General features: G+C 72.5%; 23 protein-coding genes. 12 read left to right on the top strand and 11 right to left on the bottom strand.

The window, feature by feature from the left end; all coding sequences use genetic code 11:
• Nucleotides 1-214: 214 nt before the first annotated feature.
• Nucleotides 215-862 (top strand): VC0807 family protein, encoded by a 648-nt coding sequence (locus tag HTZ77_RS14970; protein WP_175590153.1) that lies wholly within the window; start codon nucleotides 215-217, stop codon nucleotides 860-862.
• A gap of 37 nt (nucleotides 863-899) precedes the next feature.
• On the opposite strand, the gene HTZ77_RS14965 is transcribed toward HTZ77_RS14970, so the two are convergent.
• Entirely contained in the window at nucleotides 900-1,367 is a 468-nt protein-coding gene (locus tag HTZ77_RS14965; RefSeq protein ID WP_175590152.1) for a winged helix-turn-helix transcriptional regulator, read from the bottom strand.
• A 60-nt stretch (nucleotides 1,368-1,427) separates the two neighbouring features.
• On the opposite strand from HTZ77_RS14965, the gene HTZ77_RS14960 reads away from it, so the two are divergent.
• The gene (locus tag HTZ77_RS14960; RefSeq protein ID WP_175590151.1) at nucleotides 1,428-1,910 is read left to right on the top strand and encodes a GNAT family N-acetyltransferase; all 483 of its coding nucleotides are present in this window, start codon (nucleotides 1,428-1,430) and stop codon (nucleotides 1,908-1,910) included.
• Between the two features lie 26 nt (nucleotides 1,911-1,936).
• Nucleotides 1,937-2,536, top strand: a complete 600-nt coding sequence (locus HTZ77_RS14955; RefSeq protein ID WP_175590150.1) for a TetR/AcrR family transcriptional regulator — start codon at nucleotides 1,937-1,939, stop codon at nucleotides 2,534-2,536.
• Between the two features lie 63 nt (nucleotides 2,537-2,599).
• Here the strand turns inward: HTZ77_RS14955 and HTZ77_RS14950 are convergent, their stop codons facing one another.
• Nucleotides 2,600-2,902 carry a hypothetical protein gene (locus tag HTZ77_RS14950; RefSeq protein WP_175590149.1) on the bottom strand — a complete coding sequence of 101 codons (303 nt, stop codon included), beginning with the start codon at nucleotides 2,900-2,902 and terminating at the stop codon, nucleotides 2,600-2,602.
• A 147-nt stretch (nucleotides 2,903-3,049) separates the two neighbouring features.
• Between HTZ77_RS14950 and HTZ77_RS14945 the strand changes: the two genes are divergently transcribed.
• The gene (locus HTZ77_RS14945) at nucleotides 3,050-4,462 is read left to right on the top strand and encodes a DUF7059 domain-containing protein (protein ID WP_175590148.1); all 1,413 of its coding nucleotides are present in this window, start codon (nucleotides 3,050-3,052) and stop codon (nucleotides 4,460-4,462) included.
• A 318-nt stretch (nucleotides 4,463-4,780) separates the two neighbouring features.
• Here the strand turns inward: HTZ77_RS14945 and HTZ77_RS14940 are convergent, their stop codons facing one another.
• From HTZ77_RS14940 to HTZ77_RS14930, 3 genes are all read right to left on the bottom strand, one after another.
• Nucleotides 4,781-7,804: an AfsR/SARP family transcriptional regulator gene (locus HTZ77_RS14940; RefSeq protein ID WP_175590147.1), complete on the bottom strand. Its 3,024-nt coding sequence runs from the start codon at nucleotides 7,802-7,804 to the stop codon at nucleotides 4,781-4,783.
• A 351-nt stretch (nucleotides 7,805-8,155) separates the two neighbouring features.
• Entirely contained in the window at nucleotides 8,156-8,800 is a 645-nt protein-coding gene (locus HTZ77_RS14935) for a GNAT family N-acetyltransferase (protein WP_175590287.1), read from the bottom strand.
• A 152-nt stretch (nucleotides 8,801-8,952) separates the two neighbouring features.
• Nucleotides 8,953-10,239, bottom strand: a complete 1,287-nt coding sequence (locus tag HTZ77_RS14930) for a pyridoxal phosphate-dependent aminotransferase (protein WP_175590146.1) — start codon at nucleotides 10,237-10,239, stop codon at nucleotides 8,953-8,955.
• 79 nt (nucleotides 10,240-10,318) lie between these two features.
• Here HTZ77_RS14930 and HTZ77_RS14925 point away from each other — a divergent pair, with 79 nt between their 5' ends.
• From HTZ77_RS14925 to HTZ77_RS14915, 3 genes are read left to right on the top strand one after another with little or no spacing between them, the layout of a single operon-like run.
• On the top strand, nucleotides 10,319-11,254 hold the full coding sequence (locus HTZ77_RS14925; protein WP_175590145.1) for a LysR family transcriptional regulator: 936 nt from the start codon (nucleotides 10,319-10,321) through the stop codon (nucleotides 11,252-11,254).
• Nucleotides 11,255-11,276: 22 nt separating this feature from the next.
• Nucleotides 11,277-11,948: a ribonuclease HII gene (locus tag HTZ77_RS14920; RefSeq protein WP_175590144.1), complete on the top strand. Its 672-nt coding sequence runs from the start codon at nucleotides 11,277-11,279 to the stop codon at nucleotides 11,946-11,948.
• 9 nt (nucleotides 11,949-11,957) lie between these two features.
• Nucleotides 11,958-12,995, top strand: coding sequence for an LLM class flavin-dependent oxidoreductase (locus tag HTZ77_RS14915; protein WP_175590143.1), 1,038 nt, complete (start codon nucleotides 11,958-11,960; stop codon nucleotides 12,993-12,995).
• A 45-nt stretch (nucleotides 12,996-13,040) separates the two neighbouring features.
• On the opposite strand, the gene HTZ77_RS14910 is transcribed toward HTZ77_RS14915, so the two are convergent.
• The 3 genes from HTZ77_RS14910 to HTZ77_RS14900 all read right to left on the bottom strand — a co-directional run bounded on the left by HTZ77_RS14910 (nucleotide 13,041) and on the right by HTZ77_RS14900 (nucleotide 15,967).
• The gene (locus HTZ77_RS14910; RefSeq protein WP_175590142.1) at nucleotides 13,041-13,427 is read right to left on the bottom strand and encodes an SCO5389 family protein; all 387 of its coding nucleotides are present in this window, start codon (nucleotides 13,425-13,427) and stop codon (nucleotides 13,041-13,043) included.
• Between the two features lie 32 nt (nucleotides 13,428-13,459).
• Entirely contained in the window at nucleotides 13,460-14,446 is a 987-nt protein-coding gene (locus HTZ77_RS14905; protein ID WP_175590141.1) for an ATP-binding protein, read from the bottom strand.
• A 147-nt stretch (nucleotides 14,447-14,593) separates the two neighbouring features.
• Nucleotides 14,594-15,967 carry an LCP family protein gene (locus tag HTZ77_RS14900; protein WP_235994669.1) on the bottom strand — a complete coding sequence of 458 codons (1,374 nt, stop codon included), beginning with the start codon at nucleotides 15,965-15,967 and terminating at the stop codon, nucleotides 14,594-14,596.
• Between the two features lie 145 nt (nucleotides 15,968-16,112).
• On the opposite strand from HTZ77_RS14900, the gene HTZ77_RS14895 reads away from it, so the two are divergent.
• Together HTZ77_RS14895 and HTZ77_RS14890 are read left to right on the top strand one after the other, a co-directional pair.
• Nucleotides 16,113-16,835, top strand: coding sequence for a class I SAM-dependent methyltransferase (locus HTZ77_RS14895; RefSeq protein WP_175590140.1), 723 nt, complete (start codon nucleotides 16,113-16,115; stop codon nucleotides 16,833-16,835).
• A gap of 42 nt (nucleotides 16,836-16,877) precedes the next feature.
• Entirely contained in the window at nucleotides 16,878-18,317 is a 1,440-nt protein-coding gene (locus HTZ77_RS14890; RefSeq protein WP_175590139.1) for an MFS transporter, read from the top strand.
• Here the strand turns inward: HTZ77_RS14890 and HTZ77_RS14885 are convergent.
• Complete coding sequence (locus HTZ77_RS14885; protein WP_205302630.1) at nucleotides 18,286-18,852, bottom strand: thymidylate synthase family protein; 567 nt, start codon at nucleotides 18,850-18,852, stop codon at nucleotides 18,286-18,288. The two genes, HTZ77_RS14890 and HTZ77_RS14885, sit on opposite strands and share 32 nt — an antisense overlap.
• A 51-nt stretch (nucleotides 18,853-18,903) precedes the next feature.
• Nucleotides 18,904-19,575: a hypothetical protein gene (locus tag HTZ77_RS14880; RefSeq protein WP_175590137.1), complete on the bottom strand. Its 672-nt coding sequence runs from the start codon at nucleotides 19,573-19,575 to the stop codon at nucleotides 18,904-18,906.
• 202 nt (nucleotides 19,576-19,777) lie between these two features.
• On the opposite strand from HTZ77_RS14880, the gene HTZ77_RS14875 reads away from it, so the two are divergent.
• Nucleotides 19,778-20,713 (top strand): serine hydrolase domain-containing protein, encoded by a 936-nt coding sequence (locus HTZ77_RS14875; RefSeq protein WP_175590136.1) that lies wholly within the window; start codon nucleotides 19,778-19,780, stop codon nucleotides 20,711-20,713.
• Between the two features lie 28 nt (nucleotides 20,714-20,741).
• Here the strand turns inward: HTZ77_RS14875 and HTZ77_RS14870 are convergent, their stop codons facing one another.
• A complete protein-coding gene (locus HTZ77_RS14870; protein WP_175590135.1) occupies nucleotides 20,742-21,611 on the bottom strand; it encodes a LysR family transcriptional regulator in 870 nt (289 codons plus the stop codon).
• Nucleotides 21,612-21,682: 71 nt separating this feature from the next.
• Here HTZ77_RS14870 and HTZ77_RS14865 point away from each other — a divergent pair, with 71 nt between their 5' ends.
• The gene (locus HTZ77_RS14865; protein WP_175590134.1) at nucleotides 21,683-22,573 is read left to right on the top strand and encodes a 4-hydroxy-tetrahydrodipicolinate synthase family protein; all 891 of its coding nucleotides are present in this window, start codon (nucleotides 21,683-21,685) and stop codon (nucleotides 22,571-22,573) included.
• Nucleotides 22,574-22,729: 156 nt separating this feature from the next.
• Entirely contained in the window at nucleotides 22,730-24,421 is a 1,692-nt protein-coding gene (locus HTZ77_RS14860; RefSeq protein WP_175590133.1) for a TlrC/CarA/OleB/SrmB family ABC-F type ribosomal protection protein, read from the top strand.
• Nucleotides 24,422-24,436: the final 15 nt, after the last annotated feature.

Below are 24,436 nucleotides of genomic sequence, written 5' to 3'. Positions count from 1 at the left end.
CCGGTGCCCCTTCACACGCCTCACCTCGGGTTCCGGAGCGGGCGGACGAACTTACACCATCGGCCGTGGCGCGGGCGTGACCTTATCGCAATCTGGTCGAAACCCTTACCGAAAGGCAGTTCATCGCGTACGGTCGTGATTCGTGCCGCGGCGTCCGCTCCGGACCCGCGACGCCTCTTCCGCCGAGTCCCCCGAGAGGCCCTCCAAGAGCCCCATGACCGTGCTTGCCGCGCCCCCCGAGGGACACGCGTTCGAGCTGCCCAAGCTCGCCGTCCTGCTCCGGCACGCCGCGCCGCGGGTGTTCGAGGGCATGATCCTGCCCGTCGCCGTCTTCTACGCGGGCCTGGTCGTCTCCGGCTTCACGGGTGGTGTGGTGGTGTCCGTGGCATGGGTGTACGGGGGCGTGCTCTACCGGCTGCTCCGGCGCACGTCCGTGCCGGGCGGGGTGCTGCTGGCCGCCGGCATGGTGACCGTGCGGGCGGTGCTGGCGCTGCTGTCGGGCAGCCCGGTGCTGTTCTTCCTCCAGCCGACGCTGGGCGTGTTCTGCGCGAGCGCGGCCTTCCTGGGCACCGCCCGGGTGCGCAGGCCGCTGGCCCGGCGGGTGGCGGAGGACCTCGTGCCGTTGCCGCCGCACGTCATGGAGGAGCCGGTCATGCGGCGCTTCTTCGGGCGGCAGTCGCTCGTGTGGGGGTGCGCGCAGCTCGGCAACGCGTCGCTGAGCCTGTGGCTGCTGCTGAGCCAGTCGATCGAGACGTACCTGCTGGTGCGGACGTCGGCGGTCGCGGTGCTGCTGTCGGGGGCGGCGCTGCTGACGGTGCTGGACTTCCGCTCCTGCCTGCGGGCCCTGCACCCGGCGCGCTGACCTGCGAGTCCTCCACTCGGGCCGCTGAGCGGTTCCGTCAGGCGCTCTGGAGGCGGGCGCCCGCGCCGGGGAGCGCCGTGACCTGGCGCGGACCGGGCACCTCGTGCCCCTCGGCGCACCGCAGGTGCACCTCGATCGACGCGCCGCAGTCGCGGTGCGTCAGCAGCACCGGAGGCCCGTCGTCGTCGGCGAGGTACTTGTCGCCCCAGTGCATGAGCGCGACCAGCAGCGGATACAGGTCGCGGCCCTTGTCGGTCAGCCGGTACTCGTCGCGCTGGCGCTGACCGGGCTCGCGGTACGGCTCCTTGCGCAGCAGGCCCTCCTCGACCAGGCGGGCCAGCCGGGCGCTGAGGACCTGCCGGGGGGCGCCGGTGGCGGCCTGCATGTCGGCGAAGCGGCGTACCCCGCGGAACGCCTCGCGCAACACCAGGAAGGTCCACTTCTCGCCGACGACTTCCAGGGTGCGCTCGATGGAGCAGTTGTCAGCCCGGAAAGGCAGGATCATGCCTCTTATCATACCTGAGTTCAATTGACAGACTCAGGGCTGGCGAGGGAAGCTGAGTCCATGCTGGGAACTCAGATCCGTCCCGCCCGCCCCGACGACGAGGAGCGGATCGGGCGCTTCCTGTCCGGGCTCTCCCTGCACACCCGGACGCTGCGCTTCTTCACCGGCGTCGGCCGCCCGGCCGCCAGCCTGGTGCGCGCGCTCATCGCGCTGGACGAGCGGCGGGACGCCCTGGTGGCCACGCTCGACGGCGAGATCATCGGCCACGCCATGAGCTACCGGGGCTGCGCGAACGACGTGGAGGTCGCCGTGGTGGTGACGGACCAGTGGCAGGGGTTCGGGCTCGGACCGCGGCTGATCGACGCGCTGCTGTTCCGGGCCGCCGTGCGCGGCGCGACCACGGTCGGCATGGACGTGATGGGCGAGAACCGGCGGGCGCTGCGGATGATCCGCAGGCAGTGGCCGGACGCGGTGTTGAAGGTGGTTTCCGGGTCGGTGGAGGTGACGGCTATGATCAACCGGGCGTCCGTATTTGCGGAATAACGTTCTGGTGCCTCACCATTGAAAATGTGAAGAGTGCCAAGAACGGACGCGACGGGCGCACCCGGATCATCGAGGGAGCCCTGCGCCGATTCAGCCAGGACGGGGTCTCGGCCACCACGCTGGCCAGCCTCCGCGAGGAGAGCGGCGTCAGCGTCGGCAGCTTCTACCACCACTTCGCCAGCAAGGAACACGTCTTCGGCGTGCTGTACGCCGAGATCCTCGCGACCTACCAGGAGGCGTTCATCGCCGAGCTGGAGAGTCACGGGACGGCCCGCGAGGGCATCGAGGCGGTCGTCGCCTTCCACATGCGCTGGGCCGGTGAGCACCCCGAGCGGGCCAGGCTGCTGGTCAGCGAGCGGCCGCCGCGCAAGAACGAGCCGGGCGGCGCCGAGGTCCACGAGCTGCGCCGCGGGTTCTTCCGCCGCGTCTCCGACTGGTGGCGGCCCCACATGGACAACGACCTGCTCCAGCCCGTCCACCCGACCATGTGCTACGTCCTGTGGCTGGGCCCGGCGCAGGAGATGTGCCGGCTGTGGTTCGCCGGCGCCCACGCGCCCACCGACGAGGAGATCAAGGGGCTGGGCGAGGCCGCCTGGCAGAGCTTGCGCCAGCGCGCCGAGAGCTGATCGGGCGGCCCCGGGGGGTTCTGGCGCGTTCCAAGGACGCGCGTCGCCGCCCGCTCGACGCGATCAGGCGGCCTGGCGCATCCGGGTGGGCACCCGCCACGACGCCTTGTCCAGCGAGATGTCGAGCCGCAGGTCGCCGCGGTGGCGGCGCAGGCCCGGCACCCGCACCCGGGCGTGCACGTCGAACCGTCCCCGGTACGGGTAGCCGAAACCCAGCTCGCCGGGTAGCACCCGCAGGTCGTCGCGGTTGCCGCAGCGCGGGCAGGTCCACGACACCAGGTCCATGCCGCGGTTGTAGTCGGAGCAGGCGCGGAAGTACTCGTCAGGCACGAACCGGGACTCGCAGGCCAGGCACGGGATGAGCATGGGGCCGCTCCTCTTTCGAACGGTCGAGCAGGGTCCCTAAGAGATATCGCGCCCGGCTTGTCCCACGCTTGCAGAACGCTTGGGTATCTCGGTAACAGTACGGTCACTGTAGGTATCGGATCATGCGCGGCCCTATGCGATGAAAGGATGGACTCTGTGGAACTGGCACGACTGCGCGACCACCTGCTGGAAACCGGCTACACGATCGACGGCGTCCGCGACCGCCTGGGCGACGTGGCGGCCTCGGCGCTCTCCCGTGAGGAACTGGTGCCGGCGCTGCGCGCGACCTGCGACGGCGACCCGCTGGGCACGCTCATCCGGCTGTGGTGGCTCGGCGTCCCTGTTCCGGCCGAGCGGGTGCCGGCCGCCGTGCGCGAGTGCGGGCTGGTCGAGGCCGACGGCGGCGCGGTGCGCGCGAACGTGCACCTCCAGCCGTGGGAGACCGGCGGTTACGTGGTCTCCGACCGCAAGGTGCGTCCGGGTGACCCGGCCCTGCGTCCCGGCCACGTGGTGGGCGCCGGCGGCGCCTCGGCGAACCTGGCCCAGCTCGTCAGCCGCCGCCCCGTCCAGCGCGCCCTCGACCTCGGCACGGGCTGCGGCGTGCAGGTGCTCCACCTGGCGGGGCGGGCCGAGGAGATCACCGCCACGGACGTCAACCCGCGCGCCGTCGAGCTGGCCCGGCTGAGCTGGGAGCTGTCGGGCGTCACGGGCGTGGACGCCCGCACGGGCTCGCTGTTCGAGCCGGTCGAGGACGAGCTGTTCGACCTGGTGGTGTCCAACCCGCCGTTCGTGATCTCGCCCGGCGGCCGCCTGACGTACCGCGAGACGGGTGGCGACGGCGACGCGTTCTGCCGCGACCTCGTCCGGCAGACGCCTCGCCACCTCGCCCCCGGCGGCCAGGCCCACTTCCTGGCCAACTGGCTGCACGTCGAGGGCGAGGACTGGCGCGACCGGGTCGGCGGCTGGCTGGCGGGCACCGGATGCGACGCCTGGGTGGTGGAGCGCGACGTCCAGGATCCCGCCGAGTACGTCGAGCTGTGGCTGCGCGACGCGGCCGAGCAGGGCACCCCCGGCTACGCGGAGCACTACGACCGCTGGCTGACGTGGTTCGACGAGCAGAAGGTCGAGGCGGTCGGCTTCGGCTGGATCTCCATGCGCAACTCCGGCACGATCGACCCGGTGGTCCGCCTGGAGCGGCTCACGCACCAGGTCGCGCTGCCGGTGGGCGACTACGTGGACGGCGTGCTCGACGCCATCGCGACGGCCCACCGCGTCGAGGACCTGCCGGCGGCGCGGCTGCGCACGGCCGAGGGGCTGCTGGACGAGCGCATCGGGCTGCCCGGCGCCGAGGACCCGATGCGGATCGTGCTGCGCCAGACGGGCGGCCTGCGCCGCAGCCGGGAGGTCGGCACGGTCGAGGCCGCGCTGGCCGGGGTGTGCGACGGCGATCTGGCGCTGGGGCCGCTGCTCAACGTGATCGCCGAGCTGGTCGGCGACGGCCAGGTGCTGCACGCCGACGCCCTGCGCCCCCTCATCGCCGAGGGCTACTTCGAGCTCTGATCGTCCGTACAAGCCCGTACGAATGGGGTGACAACGGCGTTGACCGGTGAGGCAATCCGGTGTTGATCCGATGTTGAGCCCGCCGGTGGAGGCTCAGGAGCACGACGCCGGTCCCGGGGGGTTCGAGGCCGGCGTCGGGTCCGGCCGGTCGTCGATGTGAGGCGGCTGGCCGCCGCGCCGAGCGACCCGACATCCGGGCCCCCTGGCGAGGCGCGGCGACCGAGATGACCGGCCGGGCTGCACCACTGGTCTGGTGACTCCCTAAGGACAGCCTTGATCAACCATGTGTGGATGACACGACTGGACGACGCGCTGTACTCAGGGCTCGACGACGGGCTCGGAGACGTGCTTGGAGACCGGGGCGGAGTCGAGGAGGGCCCTGAGGTCCCCGGCCTCGGGAGCGCCGAGCCTGGCGAAGATGTCGAAGGCCTGACGTAGGCAGTCGGCGCTGCGCGTCGTGCTGCCGAGGCCCCTGAGCGCCTTGCCGAGCACGGTCAGCGACAGCGCCTCGCCGTACGGGTGGCCGATCTCCCGCGAGACGACCAGCGCCTGCTCCGCGTGGCGGACCGCCTCCGGGTAGCGCCTGGCCGCGATGAACGTCTCCGCCAGCCGCGAGCACACCCGCTGCTCCCACACGCGCTGCTTGCTGGCCCGGAAGAACGCCAGGCACTCGGCGTGGTGGTGGACGGCCTCGGTGAGGCGGCCGACGCGGGACAGCACGATGCCGAGGTGGTAGCGGGCGCGGGCGGTGCCGGCGCCGCTGCCGATCTCGGTGAAGATGGCCAGGCCCTTCTCGGCGGCGGCGATCGCGTCCTCCGGCCGGTTGAGGCCGAGGTGGTCGCGCGCGGAGTAGCTGAGCACCAGCGCCTCGCCGGCGGGCACGCCGTTCTCCCGGTACCAGTCCATGGCCGAGTCGAACCACGACAGCGCCTCGGTGTGACGCCGCTGCCGGCCGACGACCACGGCGAGGGCGTTCTTGACCTCGCCGGTGACGATCTTCTCGCCGCGCGCCACGGACAGCTCGTGGACGATCCTGAACTGCTCCTCGGCCTCCGTCAGCCGGTTGCCGGCGAACAGCACCCGGCCGAGCACGTAGCGGGCGCGCAGCTCGCTCCCCGCGGCGCCGAGGCGCTGCGCCGCGGCCAGCACCGCCCGCGTGCCGTGGTCGAACTCGCGGGTGTGGGTGCCCGACTCCATCAGCGGCTCCATCGCCACCAGCATGTCGGCGGCCGGAAGGAGCTCGTCGGCCGTGAGCGAGTCGCTGGCGGCCTGGTTGATCGCGGCGAACAGCGAGTCGCCCTCGGCGATCAGCCACGCCACGGCCTCGTCGGCGGCGCCGAACACCCGGCCCGTGCCGACCACCGCGAGGTTGTCGGCGATCAGGCTGCCCTCGTAGGCCAGCCGGTGCGCCGACTGCGCCGAGGCCAGGTAGAAGCCGAGCAGCCGGCGCAGCGCGAGCGTCTTGGCCTGCTGCGTCTCGGTCTTGTGCAGGATGCGCCGGGCGAAGAGCTTGAGCAGGTCGTGGAAGCGGTAGCGGCCGGGCGCCGGCGCCTCCAGCAGGCTCGCGTCGACCAGCGACTCCAGCAGGTCCTCGGCCTCGAACGCGCTCAGCTCCAGCACCGCGGCGGCGGCCCCGGCCGAGATGTCGGGGCCGTTGGGCAGCGACAGCAGCCGGAACGCGCGCTGCTGGGCGGGGTCGAGCTGGCCGTAGCCGAGGGCGAAGGTGGCCTCCACGGCGAGGTTGCCGACCCGCAGCTCGTCGAGGCGGCGCTGCTCGTCGGCCAGTCGCGGCACGAGCGAGGCCACCGTCCAGGACGGCCGCGCGGCCAGCCGCGCCGCCACGATGCGCACGGCCAGCGGCAGGAACCCGCAGGCGGCCACCACGTCCATGGCGGCCCCGTGCTCGGCGGCGACGCGCTCCGGCCCGGCCACGGACGAGAACAGCGACAGCGCCTCGTCGGGCTCCATCACGTCGAGGTCGAACAGCCGGGCCGAGGGCAGGTCGGCCAGCTTGACCCGGCTCGTGACGATGGCGGCGCAGCCGGGCGTGCCCGGCAGCAGCGGGATGACCTGCGCGGCGTCGCGGGCGTTGTCGAGCAGCACGAGGATGCGCCGGTCGGCCAGCAGCGAGCGGAACAGCGCGGAGCGCTCGGCCGGCACCTCGGGGATCACGTCGGGCGGGATGCCGAGGGCGCGAAGAAAGGCGCCCAGGGCCGACTCGGGCGCGGTCGCCTCGCCGGTGTAGCCGCGCAGGTCGGCGTAGAGCTGCCCGTCGGGGAAGAGGTCGTCGGCGGCGTGGGCCACGTGGACGGCCAGCGTCGTCTTGCCGACGCCGCCGATGCCGCAGATCACCGCCACCGGCACGCCCTCGGCCGCCGACGGCGACGACAGCAGCGTCCGCAGCCGCCCGGCGATCTCCTTGCGGCCGGTGAAGTCGCTCACCGCGGCCGGGAGCTGAGCCGGGCGGGGCAGCTCGGGGACCTGCTCCTCCTCGGCCGGCTCGGGCTCCTCGGCGGCCTCGGGGACGGTCGCGGGCGTGACGGCGGCGGGCGCGACGGCGAGGCCCGGGTCGGCGGCCAGGATCCGCTGGTGCAGGGAGGACAGGTCGCGACCGGGCTCGATGCCCAGCTCGTCGATCAGCGCCTGCCGCGTCTCGGTGAAGACGGCCAGCGCGTCGCCCTGCCGGCCGCACCGGTACAGGGCCAGCATGAGCTGGGCGCGCAGCCGCTCGCGCAGCGGGTGCTCGGCGGTGAGCGCGATCAGCTCGGAGACCACGTCGGCGTGGCGGCCCAGCTCCAGGTCCACGTCCATGAGCGTCTCGACGGCGCTGAGCCGGCACTCGACGAGGCGGTCGCGCTGGTGCTCGGCGTAGGGGCCGACGGCGCCGGCCAGCGGCTCGCCCTCGAACAGGGCGACGGCGGAGCGCAGCGCCTCGGCCGCGGCGGAGGGCCGTCCGGCCTTGCGGGCCGCCTCGGCCTCGTGGAGGCCGCGTTCGAAGCGGACCAGGTCGAGCGCCCCGTCGGGCAGGCGCAGCGCGTAGCCGCGCCCCACGGAGGTGAGGATCTCGGGACGGGACCGGGCGGGGCGGTCGGGTTCGAGGACCGTGCGCAGCCGGGAGACGTACGTGCGCAGGGCGCCGAGGGCCCTCGGGGGCGAGTCGTCCCCCCAGACGGCGTCGATCATCTCGGTCGGGGTCACCGCGCGGCCCTCGCGCAGCAGCAGCATCCCGAGAATGGAACGCTGCAACGGGGTGCCCAGGTCGAGTTCCGCGCCATCACGCCACGCCCGCACGGGACCGAGCACGGCGAACCGAAGGCCGCCTTCGACGCTCTGACCAGCCATGCCGTATGTCTCCAGGGCAATGGAACGATTTGTTACCAAATCATAGAGCGAACCTTGCCTAACACATAGGCATGCCCCTCCGCCGTAAATCTTTCCGTCCGCGCAGATCTTCCGCGGAAGAGATGGCGAGGGCGTTTCTCGCATGCGGTGAATACGTTACCCCGCGGGGAATACCCCGGGCGTTTCGGGTGTGGGCGTTGATTCGGTGTTGATCGGGCGTTGAGCTACGGAGCGGATGCTGAGGGTCAGTGAGGCATGGCCCCGAACGACGCGGGGGCGGTCATGCCTCCCGGGTCCGGAATACCGGCCCCGCCCGGATCAGGTGGGCGGGGCCTTCGGCGGACATGGTTGCTAGGCGGCCTCCACCAGCCCGAGTCTTCGCGCCAGCCGCTCACGGACGGCCGGCCACTCGGAACTCAGGATGGAATAGAACGCCGTATCTCGGACCGTGTCGTCGGCGCCTCGGCTTTCCGCTCGCCGCACCCCGTCGAAGTGTGCGCCGAGGGCCTCGATGGCGGCCCGGGATTTGACGTTGCGTACGTCAGCCTTGAGCGTGATGCGGTGGACGTTCCAGGTCTCGAAGGCGTGGGAGAGCAGCAGGAACTTGCTCTCCCGGTTGGCACCCGTGCCCTGGGCTGACGCGCCCAGCCACGTGTAGCCGATGTCCGCCACGGACGGGATCTCGCCCACCGCGCTCAGTGTCCCCGGAGGCCAGGGCATGGGGCCCTGCCAGTACTCCAGGTTCATGAGACGGGTGGCACCGATCAGGCGATCGGTGTGCAGCCACCGGATGGCGAAGGGCATCGTGCGGCCCCCCGCCTGCTCAGCCAGCGCGGCCTCCACATAGGAGACCATCTCGTCCCGGCCGTTCGGGACGCGAGTGAAGGCATACGTGGAGCGGTCTTCACTCGCCGCGGCGACGAGATCGTCGATCGCCGCGGGGCTGAGAGGTTCCAGGCGCACGAGGCGCCCGGACAGGGTGACAAGAGCGGGCATGAGCACATGATGAGGGCTGACCGGGCCGGTTGTGACCAGGCAACGGCCACCTTCTTTCGCGCTTGTTTCGCGGGTTTCGGATCATGTGCTGTTTGCCCAGGTCAGAGGGTTGATTCGGGGTTTCGGGCAGCCCCTCTGTGCGAAGATTTCGCCTAACCGTGACATGGGGTCGGCACGAGGGCCGGACGCCGTTCACGCGCCGCTCCCGGCATGGCCTCGGCGAGCCCCGCGAGGCCGTCCGACAACTGGTCCAGCGCGGCCGAGATCCACGGCAGCGTGACCGGGTTGGAGGCGTCCAGCGCGGCCAGCCGCTGCTCGGCCGTCTCGCCGTACAGGAGGCTGACGGCGACCCGTACGCGGGCGGCGGCGGGGTCGTCGCCGAACGCGTGACCGGGCAGGACGCCGATGCCGTGGTCCTCCAGCAGCCGCCGGGTGACCGCGGCGGAGCCGCCGAGACCGAGGTGGCCGAGGTCCGGGTAGAGGTAGAAGCCGCCCTGCGGGTCGGGCGTGCTCGCGCCGATCGCGGCGAAGCGGGCGTGGACCGCGCGCGCGACCGCGCCGTGCAGGCGGCGGCTGAGCGCCACGCGCTCGGCCAGCTCCGGCGGCTCGGAGAAGGCGTACGCGGCCGCCTGCTGCACCGGCGCGGCCGGCGCCGACCAGATCTCGCTGGCCACGGCGAGCACCCGCGCGCGCAGGTCGTGCGCGCCCTCGGGCAGCCGCGTCACGCCGATCCGCCAGCCGCCCAGGGCGAGGCTCTTGCTCAGCCCGGTGGTGATGACGGTCCGCTCGGGCGCCAGGTCGGCGGGCGAGACGTAGGCGGGGGCGGGCTCGTGCAGCAGGTCGCGGTAGATCTCGTCGGAGATGATCAGGAGGTCCAGCTCGCGGGCCACGTCCACCAGGCGGCCGATGGTCTCGGAGGTGGCCAGGCGGCCGGTCGGGTTGTCCGGCAACGTCACGAGCACGGAGCCGACGGCGCGGCCCTGGGCGCGGGCCCGGCGCACCGCCTCGGCGACCCCGGCGGGATCGGGCACGCCGCCCTCGCCGGCGGGCGGGGGCACGAGGAGGGGGCGGGAGCCGACCAGGTCGGCCTGCGCGGCGTAGCTGACCCAGCTCGGCCTGGGCAGCACGATGTCGCCGCCGATCGCCAGGAGCAGGCCGTACAGGAGGGGCTTGCTGCCCGGCCCGCAGACGACCAGGCCGGGGTCGGTGGGGAGTCCGCGCCGGCTCCAGTAGCCCGCGGCGGCGGCGCGCAGCTCGGGGGCGCCGGCGACGGGACCGTAACCGTTGCGGCCGGATTCGGCCACCAGCCTGTCGCGCAGCGCCGGGTGGACGGGCAGACCTGCCTCGCCGAAGGCCAGGTGCAGCACGCGCTCCCCGGCGCGTCGTCTTCGTTCGATGTCTTCGTTGGCCGCCAACGTGGCAGAGAGGGTAATGCTCATGTTTGTCACGTTCCCAGCCTGCTTGCAGTATTGCATCAGAACAAGCGAGGCTTTTCGTGGGTAGGCGTAAGGAAGACCGATGCTCGATTTGCGGCGATTGATGTTGATCTGCGAGTTCGGCCGGCGCGGCAGCATCGCCGCCACCGCCGCGTCGCTCGGCTACAGCCCCTCGGCGGTGTCACAGCAGCTCGTCGCCCTGGAGCGGGAGACCGGCACGGCCCTGCTCGACCGCACCGCGCGCAGCGCCGAGCTCACCGACGCCGGTCGGCGCCTCGTCGCGCACGCCGAGCGCATCCTCGCCATGGTCGAGGAGGCCGAGTCGGACCTGTCCGCGCACGCGGGCACCCCCTCGGGACGCGTCGTGGTGACGGCCTTCCCGACGGCGGCCGTGGCGTTCGCGCCGGCGCTCGCCCGCTCGCTGCGCCGCCACACCGAGCTGACGCTGCGGCTGCGGCAGAGCAGGTCCGGGCGGGGCATGCGCGAGGTGCAGTCGGGCGAGGTGGACATCGCGCTGGTCGACGACTGGTACGGCCGCGTCCGGGACAGCGAGCACCTGCGCGTCTTCCCGCTGCTGAGCGACCCCCTCGTGCTGGTGGTGCCGCGCAAGCACCGGCTGGCCGACCCCGACGTGCCGATCGACCTGCGCGAGCTGCGCGACGAGCCGTGGATGGCCACCCCGGACGGCGAGCCGTCCCGCCTGGCCGTGGACCGGCTGCTCTTCGACGTGGGTGGCACGCGGCCGACGCCCTGGGAGTTCGAGGGGCTGGGGACGATCCTGTCGCTGGTGGCCAAGGGGCTCGGCATCGCCGCCGTGCCGGCGCTCGCGCTCGCGGCGGGCGTGCGCGGGGTGGCGGTGCGGCAGTTCCCGGGCAACCCGGTGGGACGCGAGGTCCACGCGGTCGCGCGGGGGTCCAGCGTCCACCGGCCGTCGGTGTCGGTGACGCTGCGGGCCGTCCACGTGGCGGCCCGCTACCTCGCCGCCGACCTCGACCCGATCGGTCCCCCCGGCCGCTGACCGCGCGATAGCGTGTGCGGCTATGGCGCCGACGTACGACATCGAGCACCTCCTGCTCTCCCAGCCCAGCGTCAGCACGGTGGCCGGCGTGGACGAGGTCGGCCGCGGCGCCTGGGCGGGACCCGTGACCGTCTGCGCGGTCGTCACCGACCTGTCCGAGCCGCCCGCCGGGCTGACCGACTCCAAGCAGCTCACCCCGGCCCGGCGCGAGACGCTCGCCGCCGAGGTGCGCGAATGGGCCGCGGGCATCGCCTTCGGCGACGCCACGCACGAGGAGATCGACGCGGTCGGCATGACCGAGGCGCTGCGCCGGGCCGCCCGCCGCGCCCTCGACGCCCTCCCCGTACGGCCCGGCGCGGTCATCCTCGACGGCTCCCACGACTACATCGGCGCGCCCTGGCCGGTGCGCCTGGAGGTCAGGGGCGACGCGGCCAGCGTCTCGGTGGCCGCCGCGTCCGTGCTGGCCAAGGTGCGGCGCGACGCCCACATGGCGACGCTCGGCTGCGACGCCTACGGCTTCGCCGACAACGCCGGATATCCCTCGCCCGTCCACCAGGAGGCGCTGGCGCGGCTCGGGCCCACCGAGCACCACCGCATGTCGTGGTCCTACCTCGACGACCTGCCGCGGTGGCGCCACCTGAAGCGGCACCGCGATCCGGCGGCGAGCGAGGGTCAGGTCAGCCTGTTCGGCTAGGGAGGTCCGGTGCGCGTCGGCGTCTTCCTCGTGGCGGCGGGCTTCCCGGGCCGCGATCCCGGGCGGGTGCTGGCCGACACCGTCGAGCTGGTGGTGGCGGCCGAGGAGGCCGGGTTCGACGACGCCTGGGTCGCCGAGCACCACTTCATGACCTACGGGGTGTGCCCGTCGGCGACCACGCTGGCCGCCGTGGCGATCGGGCGCACCTCGCGGATCGGCCTCGGCACCGCGGTGAGCGTGCTGTCCACCTGGCATCCCGTGGCGCTGGCCGAGCAGGCGGCCATGCTGCACCACCTGTCGGGCGGCCGGTTCACGCTCGGGGTCGGGCGGGGCGGGCCGTGGATGGACCTGGAGGTGTTCGGGACCGGGCTGGAGCGGTTCGAGCGGGGGTTCGGCGAGTCGCTGGACGTGCTCGTGCGGGCGCTGTCGGGCGGCCGGGTGGCGGCCGAGGGGGAGTTCTTCCGGTTCAGGGAGGTGGACCTGGTGCCCGCCGCCACGCTGCGGCCGGTGGTGGCGTGCACGTCGGAGGCGACGCTGGAGCTGGCGGCGCGCCGGGGGCTGCCGATGCTGCTCGGGATGCACGTGGACGACCGCGAGAAGGCGGCGGCCGTGGCGGCGTACGACGCGCTGCGCCCCGGGCCGGGCGCCCACGTGGCGGCGTACGACGCGCTGCGCCCCGGATCGGGCGCCCACGTGGCGGCGGCCGTGGGGCATGTGGCCGACTCGACGCGGCAGGCCGTCCGGGAGCTCAAGGAGGCGATGCCGCGCTGGCTGGAGCCCGGCCTGGCCGGCTACGTGCCGGTGGACGGGCGCAGGCGGCCAGCGCGGGACGTGCCCGCGTACGTGGACTTCCTGACCCGCGTGCATCCCGTCGGGTCGGCGGACCGGTGCGCGGAGGCGGTCCTCGCCACGGCCGAGGCCACGGGCGTGCGGCGGATCATCCTCATGGTCGAGGGGATCGGCGACCACCGCCGCGCCGTGGACAACGTCCGCCGGCTCGGCGCCGAGGTGCTGCCCCGCGTGCGGACCGCCCTGCCCCCGAACTGAGCGGGGCGGCGGGCCGTGCGGCCCGCCGCCCCCTGGCTCAAGCGGTCAGCAGTCGACCAGCTCGGGCTTCTGGTTGAGGATCTGCGCGCGGGGCGTGACGAACGCGCTCAGCGCCTCGGTGGCCGCCGGGTCGAAGACCGCGACCCGGTGGCAGTTCTGGAACGCCAGCCGCACGCCGAAGTGACGCTCCAGCGCGCCGCGCATGGCGTCACTCGCCAGGCAGCGCAGGAGCTGGCCCCGCGCCTCCTCCGAAGGCGGCGGCACCTGGTTGTCGGCGAACTCGGCCCCGTCACGCGCCCGCTGCTGGACCAGCTCGCTGATCACCGACCACGCGTAGGGCAGGGACTCGCGCACGCAGGCGACGAACGCCGCGTCCTCGACCTCTCCGGTCCTGGCCTGGTCGAGCAGGTCGTTCGGAACGGTCAGCGACATGCTGTCTCCTCTCGAAGGGGATCGAACCGACGCTATGAGCGGTCGGCGTGGTGCTCCAGATGGCTGGAGGGGGACACTCGTGTGGTCATCGGCGGTCCGTAGGTGAACCCGGGGTCGATCTGCAGGGACAGATCGAGGCCGGTGCGCGCGTCCGCCCAGGCCCGGGCGTTGCGCAGGTGGAACTCCTCGGCCTGGCGACCGAACCTGACCCAGTCCTTCTCCTGCGCGTCGAGGTGCTTGAGCAGCGCGGCGAGCGTGTCGGAGTTGGCCGGCTCCAGGTCGGCCAGGGCGAGCGGCCGGCCCTGCTCCATCGCGCGGACGGCCGCCGAGTGCTCCATCCAGGCCACCAGGTCGGCGCCCACCTCGGCGCGCAGGAAGTCGACGTCGGAGGGGCCGTGGACCTTGTTGCCGACGACCGCGACCCGCACGCCGAACCCGGCGGCGTGCTCGGCGTACTGCCGGTAGACGCCGACGCCCTGCCGGGTCGGCTCGGCCACGAGGAAGGTCAGGTCGAACCGGGTGAACAGCCCCGAGGCGAACGAGTCGGCCCCGGCGGTCATGTCGACCACGACGTACTCGCCGGGCCCGTCGACCAGGTGGTTGAGCAGCAGCTCGACCGCGCCCACCTTGGAGTGGTAGCAGGCGACGCCGAGGTCGTCCTCGCCGAACGGGCCGGTGGCCAGCAGCCTGACGCCGTCGGGCGTGGTCACCGCGTACGGCGAGGCGGCGAGGTCGTCCAGGCTCAGCAGCCGGGACCCGCGCCCCGGCGGGGTCGTCTTGACCATGGCCTCGGCCGAGGGGATGCGCGGGTTGTCGCCGCGCAGGAAGTCCTTGATCTCGGTGAGATGGGCGCCGAGCGGCTCGGGGGCCCGGCCCGCGCCCAGGACGAGCGCCAGGTGCTGGTTGATGTCGGCGTCGACGGCGACCACCGGGCCGCCCTGGCTCGCCACGTGCCTGGCGAACAGGGCCGACATCGTCGTCTTGCCGCTGCCGCCCTTGCCGACGAAGGCCACCCTCACGATAGCTCCAGATGATTATGAAAACCGTTGTCGTTCTCAGGTGACGCCCATGATGCCACATCGGCCGCGGCCGCGAGGGCGTAAACGCGCGGACGCCCCCCGGGCCGAAGCCCGGGGGGCGCTGTGGGACGCGGAGTGAGGGGTCGCTCAGTGGCAGGCGGCGTCCAGCGCGATCGGCCGGTCGTAGCCCTGGGCGGTCGTGGGGGCCTTGGGGTGGCCCGGGCGGCGCACGGCGGGCCGGTCGGCCAGCGCCTTGGTGACCTTGGCCCGGATGAGCCCCCAGTCGGGCGAGGCGGTGTTGATCAGCGGTGGCACGAAGCTGAGGCTCCGGATCCGCGCGTCCTTCACCTTGTCCGACAGCTCGATGAGCGGCGGCAGCAAGTTCTTCGGGATGTCGGTGGAGATCGCGCGCTTGGTGGCCGCGGCCAGCTTCTCGAAGCTGTTGAGCACGGTCACCGGGTCGGCCTGCTTGGCCACGGCGTACAGCAGGCACTTCTGGCGGCCCATGCGCACGTAGTCGTCGCTGTCGGTGCGGGAGCGGCCGAACCACAGCGCCTCCTGGCCGGAGAGCTTGCGGGTGCCGGCGGCCAGGTGTCCCTCGCGGTACTTGCCGTACACGATGGGCTGTTTGATGGTGACCTTCACCCCGCCCATGGCGTCGATGATCTGCGCGAAGCCCTTCATGTCGACCATCGCGTAGTACTTCACCGGGATGCCGAGGATGTCGCTGACGGTCTGCTTGAGCAGGGCGGGGCCGCGCTGGCCGTGGCGCACGCCGGGCACCATCTCCGGGTAGTCCTCGGCGTACTGGAAGATCTCGTTGAGCAGCCCCGGCGTGTCGGGGCCGTCGCCGGAGAAGCCGTTCGGGAAGCGCTGGCGGGCCGGGCCGCGCGGGAGCTGGACCTGCTCCAGGTTGCGCGGCAGGCCGAACAGCGTGGTGTCGCCGGTCGCGGTGTCGACGCTGGCCACGGTCACGCTGTCGGTGCGCACCCCGGGGCGTCCGGGCGCGGAGTCGGCGCCGATCAGCAGGAAGTTGATCCGCGCCGCGCCGTTCCACGGATCGTCGGCGACGATCGGGGTCATCTCGGCCGTGAAGATCGAGTCGACCACGTCATGCGACAGGTAGGCCAGCCGGGCCGCGTACGCGGTCGGCGCCAGGACGAGCGCGCACAGCCCGGCGGTGAAGGTCGCGCTGAGGACGCGGCCCGCGGTGTTGGCCGGCTCGGGCCGTACCAGCACGAACGACCGGACGATGACCGCGGACCAGACGAGCGCGAGCACGGCCAGCGCGACGGACAGGGTGGTGAGCCAGAAGGGCTGCACGGCCAGCGCCAGGACCTGGGTGCCGAAGGCCGTCACCGCGGTGATGATCACGGCCAGCAGCAGCACGTGCGTCACCATGAGCGCGAAGCCGGTCTTGCGGCGGTCGGTGGCCACGTGGGCCACCCCCCACAGGAACGCCGATCCCAGAGTCAGCGCGATCGCCGCGCCGGGGCCGAAACTGCGTTCTCCGGTCGTCATCCCTGCTCAACCCCCATTTTGCGCATCTGTCTTCCACGTTAGAGACGGTTTGTCGTCGAATGAGGGCGGGGAAGGGGAAGTGTCATGCCAATTCCCGGTCAAACCAAGATTGCGATATAACGCGAGATCGAGATATAACGTGACTATGAGACGTGGACGCTACGGATTCGACGCTCCGCTGGCCCTGCTGGGTCTCGTGATCGGAGCCCTCGTGGTGCTGGTGCTCTCGGTGACGTCCTTCATGCAGGGCGTCCCGGTGGCCGGAGTCGCCTTCCTCCTGGGCGGCATCTACACCTCGGCCAGCGCGGCCAGCTACCTCTACACGACCCGGCGCGGCAAGTTCGCCGTGTGGGCCGAGGAACTGGAGCGGCTCAAGGGCGACGAGCGGCTGCTCGACCTCGGCTGCGGGCGCGGCGCGGTGCTGCTGCTGGCCGCCGAACGGCTGCCGGAGGGCCGGGCCACCGGCCTCGACCTCTGGCGCTCGCGCGACCAGTCGGGCAACGACGAGAGCGTCACCCGGGGCAACGCCGAGGCCGAGGGCGTGCGCGTGGACCTGGTCACCGGCGACATGCGGGAGCTGTCGTTCGAGGACGCCTCGTTCGACGTGATCGTGTCGAGCCTGGCCGTCCACAACATCCCGGACGCCGAGGGCCGCGCGCGGGCCGTCAGGGAGGCGCACCGCGTGCTGCGGCCCGGCGGGCTCCTGCTGCTGGCCGACTTCCAGCACACCCCCGCGTACGAGCAGACGCTGCGGGAGCTCGGCGTCGTGGACGTCCGCAGGCGCGACCTGGGCTGGCGGTTCTGGTACGGCGGGCCGTGGTTCAGGACCTGGATGCTGGAGGCCCGCAAGCCCGTAGCCGTCGGGTGAACCGACGTTTGTGATCTGCCTGCTGGGTACCAGGTTTCCTTCATGAAGGACGTGGATACCGGCACAATCACCACCAAGGTGCCCGCACGGCTGGACCGGCTGCCGTGGTCACGCTGGCACTGGATGATCGTCATCGGCCTTGGCACCGTCTGGATCCTCGACGGCCTCGAAGTCACCATCGTGGGCAACCTGTCGGCCCAGCTCGCCAAGCCGGGCAGTGGCATCGACATCAGCCAGGCGCAGGTCGCCGGGACCGCGGCGGCCCTGTACGTGGCCGGGGCGTGCCTGGGCGCGTTGTTCTTCGGCTGGCTGACCGACAGGTTCGGCCGCAAGAAGCTGTTCCTCGTCACCTTGGTCGTCTACCTGGTGGCCACCCTGATGACGGCCTTCTCCTTCGACGCGTGGTGGTTCTTCCTGTTCAGGTTCATGACCGGGTTCGGCATCGGCGGTGAGTACGCGGCCATCAACTCGGCCATCGACGAGCTGATCCCGAGCCGCCACCGCGGCCGCATCGACATCATCATCAACGGCAGCTACTGGCTCGGCGCGGCGGGCGGCGCATTGCTGACCGTGCCGCTGCTCAACGACCTGCCGGTCAACATCGGCTGGCGCATCGCCTTCGGCCTCGGCGTGGTGCTCGGCGTCGCCATCCTGCTCGTCCGGCGGCACGTGCCCGAGAGCCCGCGCTGGCTGTTCATACACGGCCACGGCAAGGAGGCCGAGCAGCTCGTCGGCGAGATCGAGGAGCAGGTGGGCGGCGACCTGCCGGAGCCCAAGGGCTCCGTCACCATCCACCAGCGCAAATCGATCGGCTTCGTGCAGATCGCGCACACGATGGTGGCGCGCTACCCCAAGCGCACGATCCTGGGCCTGTCGCTGTTCGTCGGGCAGGCGTTCCTCTACAACGCCATCACGTTCGGTTACGCCCAGATCCTGTCCACGTTCTACAAGATCGACACGCACACCGGCTACTACTTCGCCGTGATCGCGATCGGCAACTTCCTCGGCCCGCTGCTGCTCGGGAGGCTGTTCGACACGGTCGGCCGGGTGCCGATGATCTCGGCCACCTACATCGGCTCGGGAGTGCTGCTGCTCGGCACGGCCTGGCTGTTCGACCAGGGCATGCTCAACGCCGTCACGCTGACCGCCTGCTGGTGCGCGGTGCTGTTCGTCGCCTCGGCCGGAGCCAGTTCGGCCTACCTGACGGTCAGCGAGATCTTCCCCATGGAGACCAGGGCGATGGCGATCGCGTTCTTCTTCGCGATCGGCACCGCGGCGGGCGGCATCGCCGGTCCGCTGGTCTTCGCCGGGCTGGTGGAGACCGGCGTGCCGGGTGACACGGCGCTGGCGTTCACGATCGGCGCGGTCATCATGATCGCCGCCGGGATCGTCGAGCTGTTCCTCGGGGTCAAGGCCGAGCAGAAGGGCCTGGAGGAGATCGCCGCGCCGCTCACAGCAGCTTCGGTAGACACGGCCGCATGACGCGCAGCACGTGCGTGCTGTCGGACAGGTAGAGGTGGGGAACGTCCACGAACACCCGCATCGGACCGCAGTCCAGGCCGAGGCTCCGCGCCACCCCGGCCTGGACCTCCGACAGCGGCACGTAGTTCAGGTAGCTGGTGAACGCGTTCTGCGACCGGAACGCCGCCGTCATCACCAGCCCGCCGTCCCTGATCCGGAAGGCCAGCCCGCTCAGGCACGGCACCGAGTCGTACGGCTCGCCCGGCACGGTCAGCGAGATCCAGGCGCTCTTGCTGTACGGCTTGGTGCGCAGCAGGTCCACGGCCCACGCGAGCTGGCCCCTGATCCGGGCCCCGTAGCTGTACTTGAACGGGGGCACGATCGTGTCCTGGGTGAACTTGCGGCAGTAGAGCGCGAGCCGGTCCGCGTCGCCGAACCTCTCCAGCACGGGGTCGTCCCGCCGCACCTGGGCGATCTCGAAGAGCACGGGCGGCCCCTCCATGACGGGGCCGCGATCGTCGTCGCCGAGCGCGCCCTCCGTCCACACATGGCGCATCAGCCAGATCCACGCCTCCCCACATGACGCCCACAGAGCAGGGCCGGGCATTCAGGTCTCCACGTTCGGGAACTGGTACGGGTTGTTGGGCAGCCGGCGCCGCCGCGTGACGTTGCAGCGCACGTAGTAGATCGAGTAGTGGACCAGCGCCACCAGCGTGACGCTCGTGGTCAGCAGGATCGGGTCGGGCGTCTGGCCGCTGAGGCCGGTGACGCCGACCACGAGGTAGAAGCTGTTGGCGACGGCCAGCATCATGACGTTGATCCCCGGCCAGGCGAGGGGCGCGAAGGTCTCGGGGAAGCGGGGGTCCACCGGCAGGTTCGGCGACCAGGCCAGCTCGTCCTTGAGCCGGGTCGCGTAGAGGAGCCGGAAGTTGTTGATCGCCCGGGCCGTGCGGGCGTGCGCGTTCACCGCCTCGATCAGCCGCAGGAACGGCAGCACGCTGAGCAGCCCGAACGCCGTCACCAGCGCGAACAGGTACCACGGGACGGTGTTCCAGGAGGTCAGGCTGCGCGGGTCCACGACCTTGGCGCTGGTTAGGGCGATGGTCGCCAGGAACGGGCCCGAGAGCAGGCTCATCCCCAGCCTGGTCATCTTCAGCCGCTCGTCCTTGGCGGCTAGGTGCACGGCGTAGACGCCGGTGAAGTCGACTGCGGCGAGCTGGAGGAACTGGCCTGCCGGCAGCTCCTCCTCCGGCGTCATGCGAGGGGGTGTCTTCCGCATGAATGCTCCTGTAGGGGGGCCAGCTGGCTCCAGTATGAGCGCACTTTCGCGGATCTGGCGGGCATTCCTGCCAATCATTCCAACAAATGCCGACTGGCTGGCGTAAAAGCGGTTTGCGGCTGACACCATGTCAGGCGGTATGCGTGTCCTATTCGATGGAGTTCGGTGGAGTTCGATGGCGTTCGACGGAGGAGGAACGGGGATGGACATCGCGGAGCGGGTCGACGCGCTGCTGGCGGCGGCCGGGGCGCCGCGCCTGCACGGGCTGGTCGTGGTCCGGGACGGGCGGGTGGAGCTGGAGCGGTACGGCGCGGGCGAGGACTTCCGGCTGAACGAACCGCTGGGGCACGTGACGTTCGGGCCGGACGTCGTCCATGACGTCCGCTCCGTGACCAAGAGCGTCGTCGCGCTGCTGTACGGCGCCGCCCTCGGCGACGGCCTCGTGCCCGCGCCCGGCGAGCCGCTGCTGCCCGCCTTCCCCGCGTACGCCGACCTGGCTGAGGGCAAGAAGCACCTGACGGTCGAGCATGCCCTCACCATGACCCTCGGCCTGGACTGGAACGAGGACGTCCCCTACACCAGCACCGCCAACAGCGAGCTGGCCATGGAGGAGGCGCCGGACCGCTACCGGTACGTCCTGGAGCGTCCCCTGGTGGAGGAGCCGGGGAAGCGGTGGCGGTACTGCGGCGGCGCGGCGGCGCTGCTCGGCAAGCTCATCGCCGACGGGGCGGGCGTGCCGTTGGAGGAGTTCGCGCGGGAGCGGCTGTTCGGGCCGCTCGGCATGCCGTTCGAGTGGACGGCGAACCGCGGCGTCGCGATGGCCGCGGCGGGACTGCGGCTGCGCCCGCGCGACCTGGCCGAGCTGGGGTCGCTGGTGCTCGACGGCGGGCGCGGGCTGGTGCCGCGGGAGTGGATCGCCGAGATGCTGCGGCCCCGGGTCCGGATCGCTGAAGGGTTCGAGTACGGCTACCAGTGGTACGTGAACCCGGGACACTGGGTGGCGGCCATGGGCAACGGCGGCCAGCGGATCCTCGTGGCGGCGGAGAACCGGCTGGTGGTGGCGGTCACGGCCGGTGACTACAACACTGACCAGTCCAGCACCGACGCCGTGCTGGGCGAGGTGCTGGCGGACGGCTGACCGGAGCCGTGCTCAGAGGGGGAGGCGTTCAGAGGGGGAGGTGGGTGATCGCGGTGCGGAAGGCGGCGACGGCCGCGCCGATCGCCGGGTGCCCTCCGTACCCGCCGCGGAAGGCCGCCAGCGTGCGGCGGCTCAGCGGCAGCTCCGACAGCGTCACGCCCGGCGGCGGCGCGAGCGCCGCCAGGCGCGGCACCAGCGCCACCCCCTGACCGGCGGCGGCGAACGCGAGGACCGTGTCGAAGTCGTCCACCTGATGGCGCACCCGCGGCTCGAACCCCGCCGCCTGGCAGGCCCGGATCGTCATGGCGTGGCAGAGGGTGCCCGGCTTCCCGGTGATCCACGGGTCGTCGCGGGCCTCGGCCAGGGCCGCCCGGCCGGTCAGGTACATCGGCTCGGCGAACAGCGGCTCGGTGGCCAGCGCCGGGTCCGCCTCCGCCGGCACGAAGTCGTACTCGTGGACCAGGGCGACGTCCAGCTCGCCCGCCCGCAGCGCCCCGGAGACGTCGGCGGGGTCGATCTCGGACACCATGGGCTCCAGCTCCGGGCAGGCGCGCGCCAGCTCGGCCAGCGCCGCGGGCATCAGCGCCCGGGCCGCCGTCGGGAACGCGCCGATGCGCACCGGCCCCGACGGCCCGCCCCGGACGGCCGCCAGCGCGGCCGACGCGCGTTCCAGTTCCTCCAGGACGGTCTGCGCGTGCTCCACCAGCAGCCGGCCGGCTGGCGTCAGCGTGACGGTGCGGCCGGTGCGCTCCAGCAGCGGCACGCCCGCCTCCCGCTCCAGCGCGCTGAGCTGCTGCGACACCGCCGACGGCGTGAACATGACGGCCTCGGCGACGGCGGCGATCGTGCCGCGCCGGGCGAGTTCCCGCAGGAGGCGCAGCTTGCGAGGATCGAGCATCAGTCGAGCTTACGCTCGACCGCACATATCCGAACTGGACCTGACGTATCGGCCCGCGTCAGGCTCGAAGCATGCTGAAGGGAATCCACGTACCGCTCGTCACGCCGTTCGCCCCCACGGGGACCGCCCCGGGAGTCACCGGAGAGGTGGCCGCCGACGTGCTCGGCAAGCTCGCCTGCCGCGTCCTCGACGAGGGCGCGTCCGGGCTGGTGGCGCTCGGCACCACCGGCGAGGCCGCCGCGCTGTCCCCGGACGAGCGCGCGCAGGTCGTCGAGGTGTGCGCGGAGGTGTGCCGCGAGCGCGAGGTGCCCCTGACCGTGGGCGTGACCGGCAACGACACCCACTCGGTGCTCAGGGCGCTGGAGGCGCTGCCGCCGGACGTCACGGCCGCCCTGGTGACCGTGCCGTACTTCCTGCGCCCGTCGGAGCGCGGTGTCGTCGCGCACTTCGAGGCGCTGGCCGACGGCTCGCCGGTGCCGCTGGTGATCTACCACATCCCCTACCGGACCGGTCAGGCCGTGAGCGCCGCCACGCTGCGCCACCTGGGCGCCCACCCGATGATCGCCGGGGTGAAGTACGCGACCGGCGGCGTCGACCAGGAGGCCCTGGACCTGCTCGGCGACCGGCCCGACGGGTTCGACGTGCTGGGCGGCGACGACGCGGTCATCTCGCCGCTGCTCGCGGCCGGCGCCTCCGGCGGCATCCTGGCCTCGGCGAACCTCGCTCCGCGCGACTTCGCCGACCTGGCCGCCGCCTGGGACGCGGGCGACGTCACGCGGGCGCGGGACCTCGGCCACCGCCTGACCCGGCTGTCGGCCGCCCTGTTCGCCGAGCCCAACCCGACCGTCATCAAGGGTGTCCTTGCCGCCCGGGGCCTCATCCCGTCGGCCGACGTGCGGCTGCCGCTGCTGCCCGCGAGTGAGGCGTCGGTCGCGGCGGCCGAGGCCCTGCTCGACCGATGAGGGGTTGACATGGTCACCGGAACTCCCTACAGTCCCGTGACCATGTGCTCCAACTTCCTGTGATCACCGCGCCGGACGCCGCCGCGTAGAGCTCGACGCTCCGCCGGCGTCCCGTTCCAGCAATGGTTCGCGACGATTCCAGGAGGTGGGCCCTTCATGCGTGCTGCCCAACTGTCCCTTTCCGACGTCACCAAGCGTTACGGCGAGCGCGTCGTGCTCGACCGCGTCACCTTCGCCGTCAAGCCCGGCGAGCGGGTCGGGGTCATCGGTGACAACGGCTCCGGCAAGTCGACGTTGCTCCGGCTGATGGCCGGCGTCGAGCGGCCCGACAACGGCGAGCTCGTCGTGCGGGCGCCCGGCGGCGTCGGCCACCTGCCGCAGACGCTCGGCCTGCCGCCCGAGGCGAGCGTGGCCGACGTGATCGACCGCGCCCTCGCCGACGTGCGAGCCCTCGAAGCCCGCATCCGGGACGCCGAGCGGGCGCTCACCGACGCCACGACGGACGCGAACGCCCGGCTGGGTGCGAACGTCCGGCTGGGCGAGAACGTCCGGCCGGGCGAGAACGTCGGGCCGGACGTGCACGCCGCGATGGAGACGTACGCCGGGCTCGTCGCGGAGTTCGAGGCGCGCGGCGGCTACACGGCCGACGCGCGCGTGGACGTCGCGCTGCACGGTCTCGGCCTGCCCGGGCTCGACCGCGGGCGGCGCCTCGGCACGCTCTCCGGCGGCGAGCGGTCACGGCTGGCCCTGGCCGCGACCCTCGCCGCCGCGCCGGAGCTGCTGCTGCTCGACGAGCCGACCAACGACCTCGACGACGAGGCCGTGGCCTGGCTGGAGCGGCACCTGCGCGAGCACCGCGGCACGGTGGTGGCGATCACCCACGACCGGGTGTTCCTCGACCGGGTCACCTCCACGATCCTGGAGGTCTCCGGCGGACGGGTGAGCCGTTACGGCAACGGCTACTCCGGTTACCTCACGGCCAAGGCCGCCGAGCGGCAGCGCCGGATCCAGGCGTACGAGGAGTGGACGGCCGAGGTGGCCCGGCAGACGAGCATCGCCGAGTCCAACATCGTGCGGATGCACGCGATCCCCCGCAAGGTGCCGCTCGCGGTCAACGGCTCGGGCGCCTTCCGGGCCAGGTCGCGGGCGCACGGCGCGATGGGGCGGATCCGGCGGGCCCGGCAGCGGACCGAGTGGCTGCGCGAGAACCCCGTTCCGCCGCCGCCGCGACCGCTGCGCTTCACCGCGGATTCCCTGACGGCCCACCGGGGCTCCGATCTGGACGTGGAGCTGCGCGACGTGCTGGTCCCCGGCCGGCTGCGGCTCGGCGAGCTGAAGATCCCGCCGGGCGGGCGGCTGCTCGTCACCGGCCCCAACGGCGCCGGCAAGACCACGCTGATGCGGGTCCTCGCCGGTGAGCTGAAGCCCGAGCAGGGCACGGTACGCCGGCCCGCCCGCGTCGGGCTGCTCCGCCAGGAGGAGGCGACCGGCCCGCTGAACCGCACGGTGCTGCGGGCCTACGCCGACGGGCGTCCGGGTGCCCTGGACGAGCACGCCGACGCGCTGCTCGCCCTGGGGCTGTTCCGGCCGGCCGACCTGCGGTTGCGGGTGGGCGAGCTCTCGTACGGCCAGCGCCGCCGGATCGAGCTGGCCCGGCTGGTCAGCGCGCCGGTGGACCTGCTCCTGCTCGACGAGCCGACCAACCACCTGTCGCCGATGCTGGTGGAGCAGATGGAGGAGGCGCTGCGGGCGTACCAGGGGATGCTGGTGATCGTCACTCACGACCGCCGGCTGCGCGAGGGGTTCACCGGCTCCCACCTGGAGCTGTCCCGCCATGGTTCCACGTAGAACATCGCTTGACCT

Origin of the sequence: Nonomuraea montanisoli (genome assembly GCF_013363975.1) — a bacterium.
Lineage (GTDB): Bacteria > Actinomycetota > Actinomycetes > Streptosporangiales > Streptosporangiaceae > Nonomuraea > Nonomuraea montanisoli.
This window is presented reverse-complemented; position numbering and strand designations above follow the sequence as displayed.

Coding starts and splice junctions, on each gene's coding strand:
- HTZ77_RS14945 (WP_175590148.1), top strand. CDS start 3,050: ATGGACTCTGTGGAACTGGCACGACTGCGCGACCACCTGCTGGAAACC.
- HTZ77_RS14910 (WP_175590142.1), bottom strand. CDS start 13,427: ATGTCGCTGACCGTTCCGAACGACCTGCTCGACCAGGCCAGGACCGGA.
- HTZ77_RS14875 (WP_175590136.1), top strand. CDS start 19,778: ATGGACATCGCGGAGCGGGTCGACGCGCTGCTGGCGGCGGCCGGGGCG.
- HTZ77_RS14865 (WP_175590134.1), top strand. CDS start 21,683: ATGCTGAAGGGAATCCACGTACCGCTCGTCACGCCGTTCGCCCCCACG.
- HTZ77_RS14950 (WP_175590149.1), bottom strand. CDS start 2,902: ATGCTCATCCCGTGCCTGGCCTGCGAGTCCCGGTTCGTGCCTGACGAG.
- HTZ77_RS14925 (WP_175590145.1), top strand. CDS start 10,319: ATGCTCGATTTGCGGCGATTGATGTTGATCTGCGAGTTCGGCCGGCGC.
- HTZ77_RS14965 (WP_175590152.1), bottom strand. CDS start 1,367: ATGATCCTGCCTTTCCGGGCTGACAACTGCTCCATCGAGCGCACCCTG.
- HTZ77_RS14870 (WP_175590135.1), bottom strand. CDS start 21,611: ATGCTCGATCCTCGCAAGCTGCGCCTCCTGCGGGAACTCGCCCGGCGC.
- HTZ77_RS14920 (WP_175590144.1), top strand. CDS start 11,277: ATGGCGCCGACGTACGACATCGAGCACCTCCTGCTCTCCCAGCCCAGC.
- HTZ77_RS14885 (WP_205302630.1), bottom strand. CDS start 18,852: ATGCGCCATGTGTGGACGGAGGGCGCGCTCGGCGACGACGATCGCGGC.
- HTZ77_RS14890 (WP_175590139.1), top strand. CDS start 16,878: ATGAAGGACGTGGATACCGGCACAATCACCACCAAGGTGCCCGCACGG.
- HTZ77_RS14900 (WP_235994669.1), bottom strand. CDS start 15,967: ATGACGACCGGAGAACGCAGTTTCGGCCCCGGCGCGGCGATCGCGCTG.
- HTZ77_RS14970 (WP_175590153.1), top strand. CDS start 215: ATGACCGTGCTTGCCGCGCCCCCCGAGGGACACGCGTTCGAGCTGCCC.
- HTZ77_RS14880 (WP_175590137.1), bottom strand. CDS start 19,575: ATGCGGAAGACACCCCCTCGCATGACGCCGGAGGAGGAGCTGCCGGCA.
- HTZ77_RS14940 (WP_175590147.1), bottom strand. CDS start 7,804: ATGGCTGGTCAGAGCGTCGAAGGCGGCCTTCGGTTCGCCGTGCTCGGT.
- HTZ77_RS14860 (WP_175590133.1), top strand. CDS start 22,730: ATGCGTGCTGCCCAACTGTCCCTTTCCGACGTCACCAAGCGTTACGGC.
- HTZ77_RS14935 (WP_175590287.1), bottom strand. CDS start 8,800: ATGCCCGCTCTTGTCACCCTGTCCGGGCGCCTCGTGCGCCTGGAACCT.
- HTZ77_RS14895 (WP_175590140.1), top strand. CDS start 16,113: ATGAGACGTGGACGCTACGGATTCGACGCTCCGCTGGCCCTGCTGGGT.
- HTZ77_RS14960 (WP_175590151.1), top strand. CDS start 1,428: ATGCTGGGAACTCAGATCCGTCCCGCCCGCCCCGACGACGAGGAGCGG.
- HTZ77_RS14930 (WP_175590146.1), bottom strand. CDS start 10,239: ATGAGCATTACCCTCTCTGCCACGTTGGCGGCCAACGAAGACATCGAA.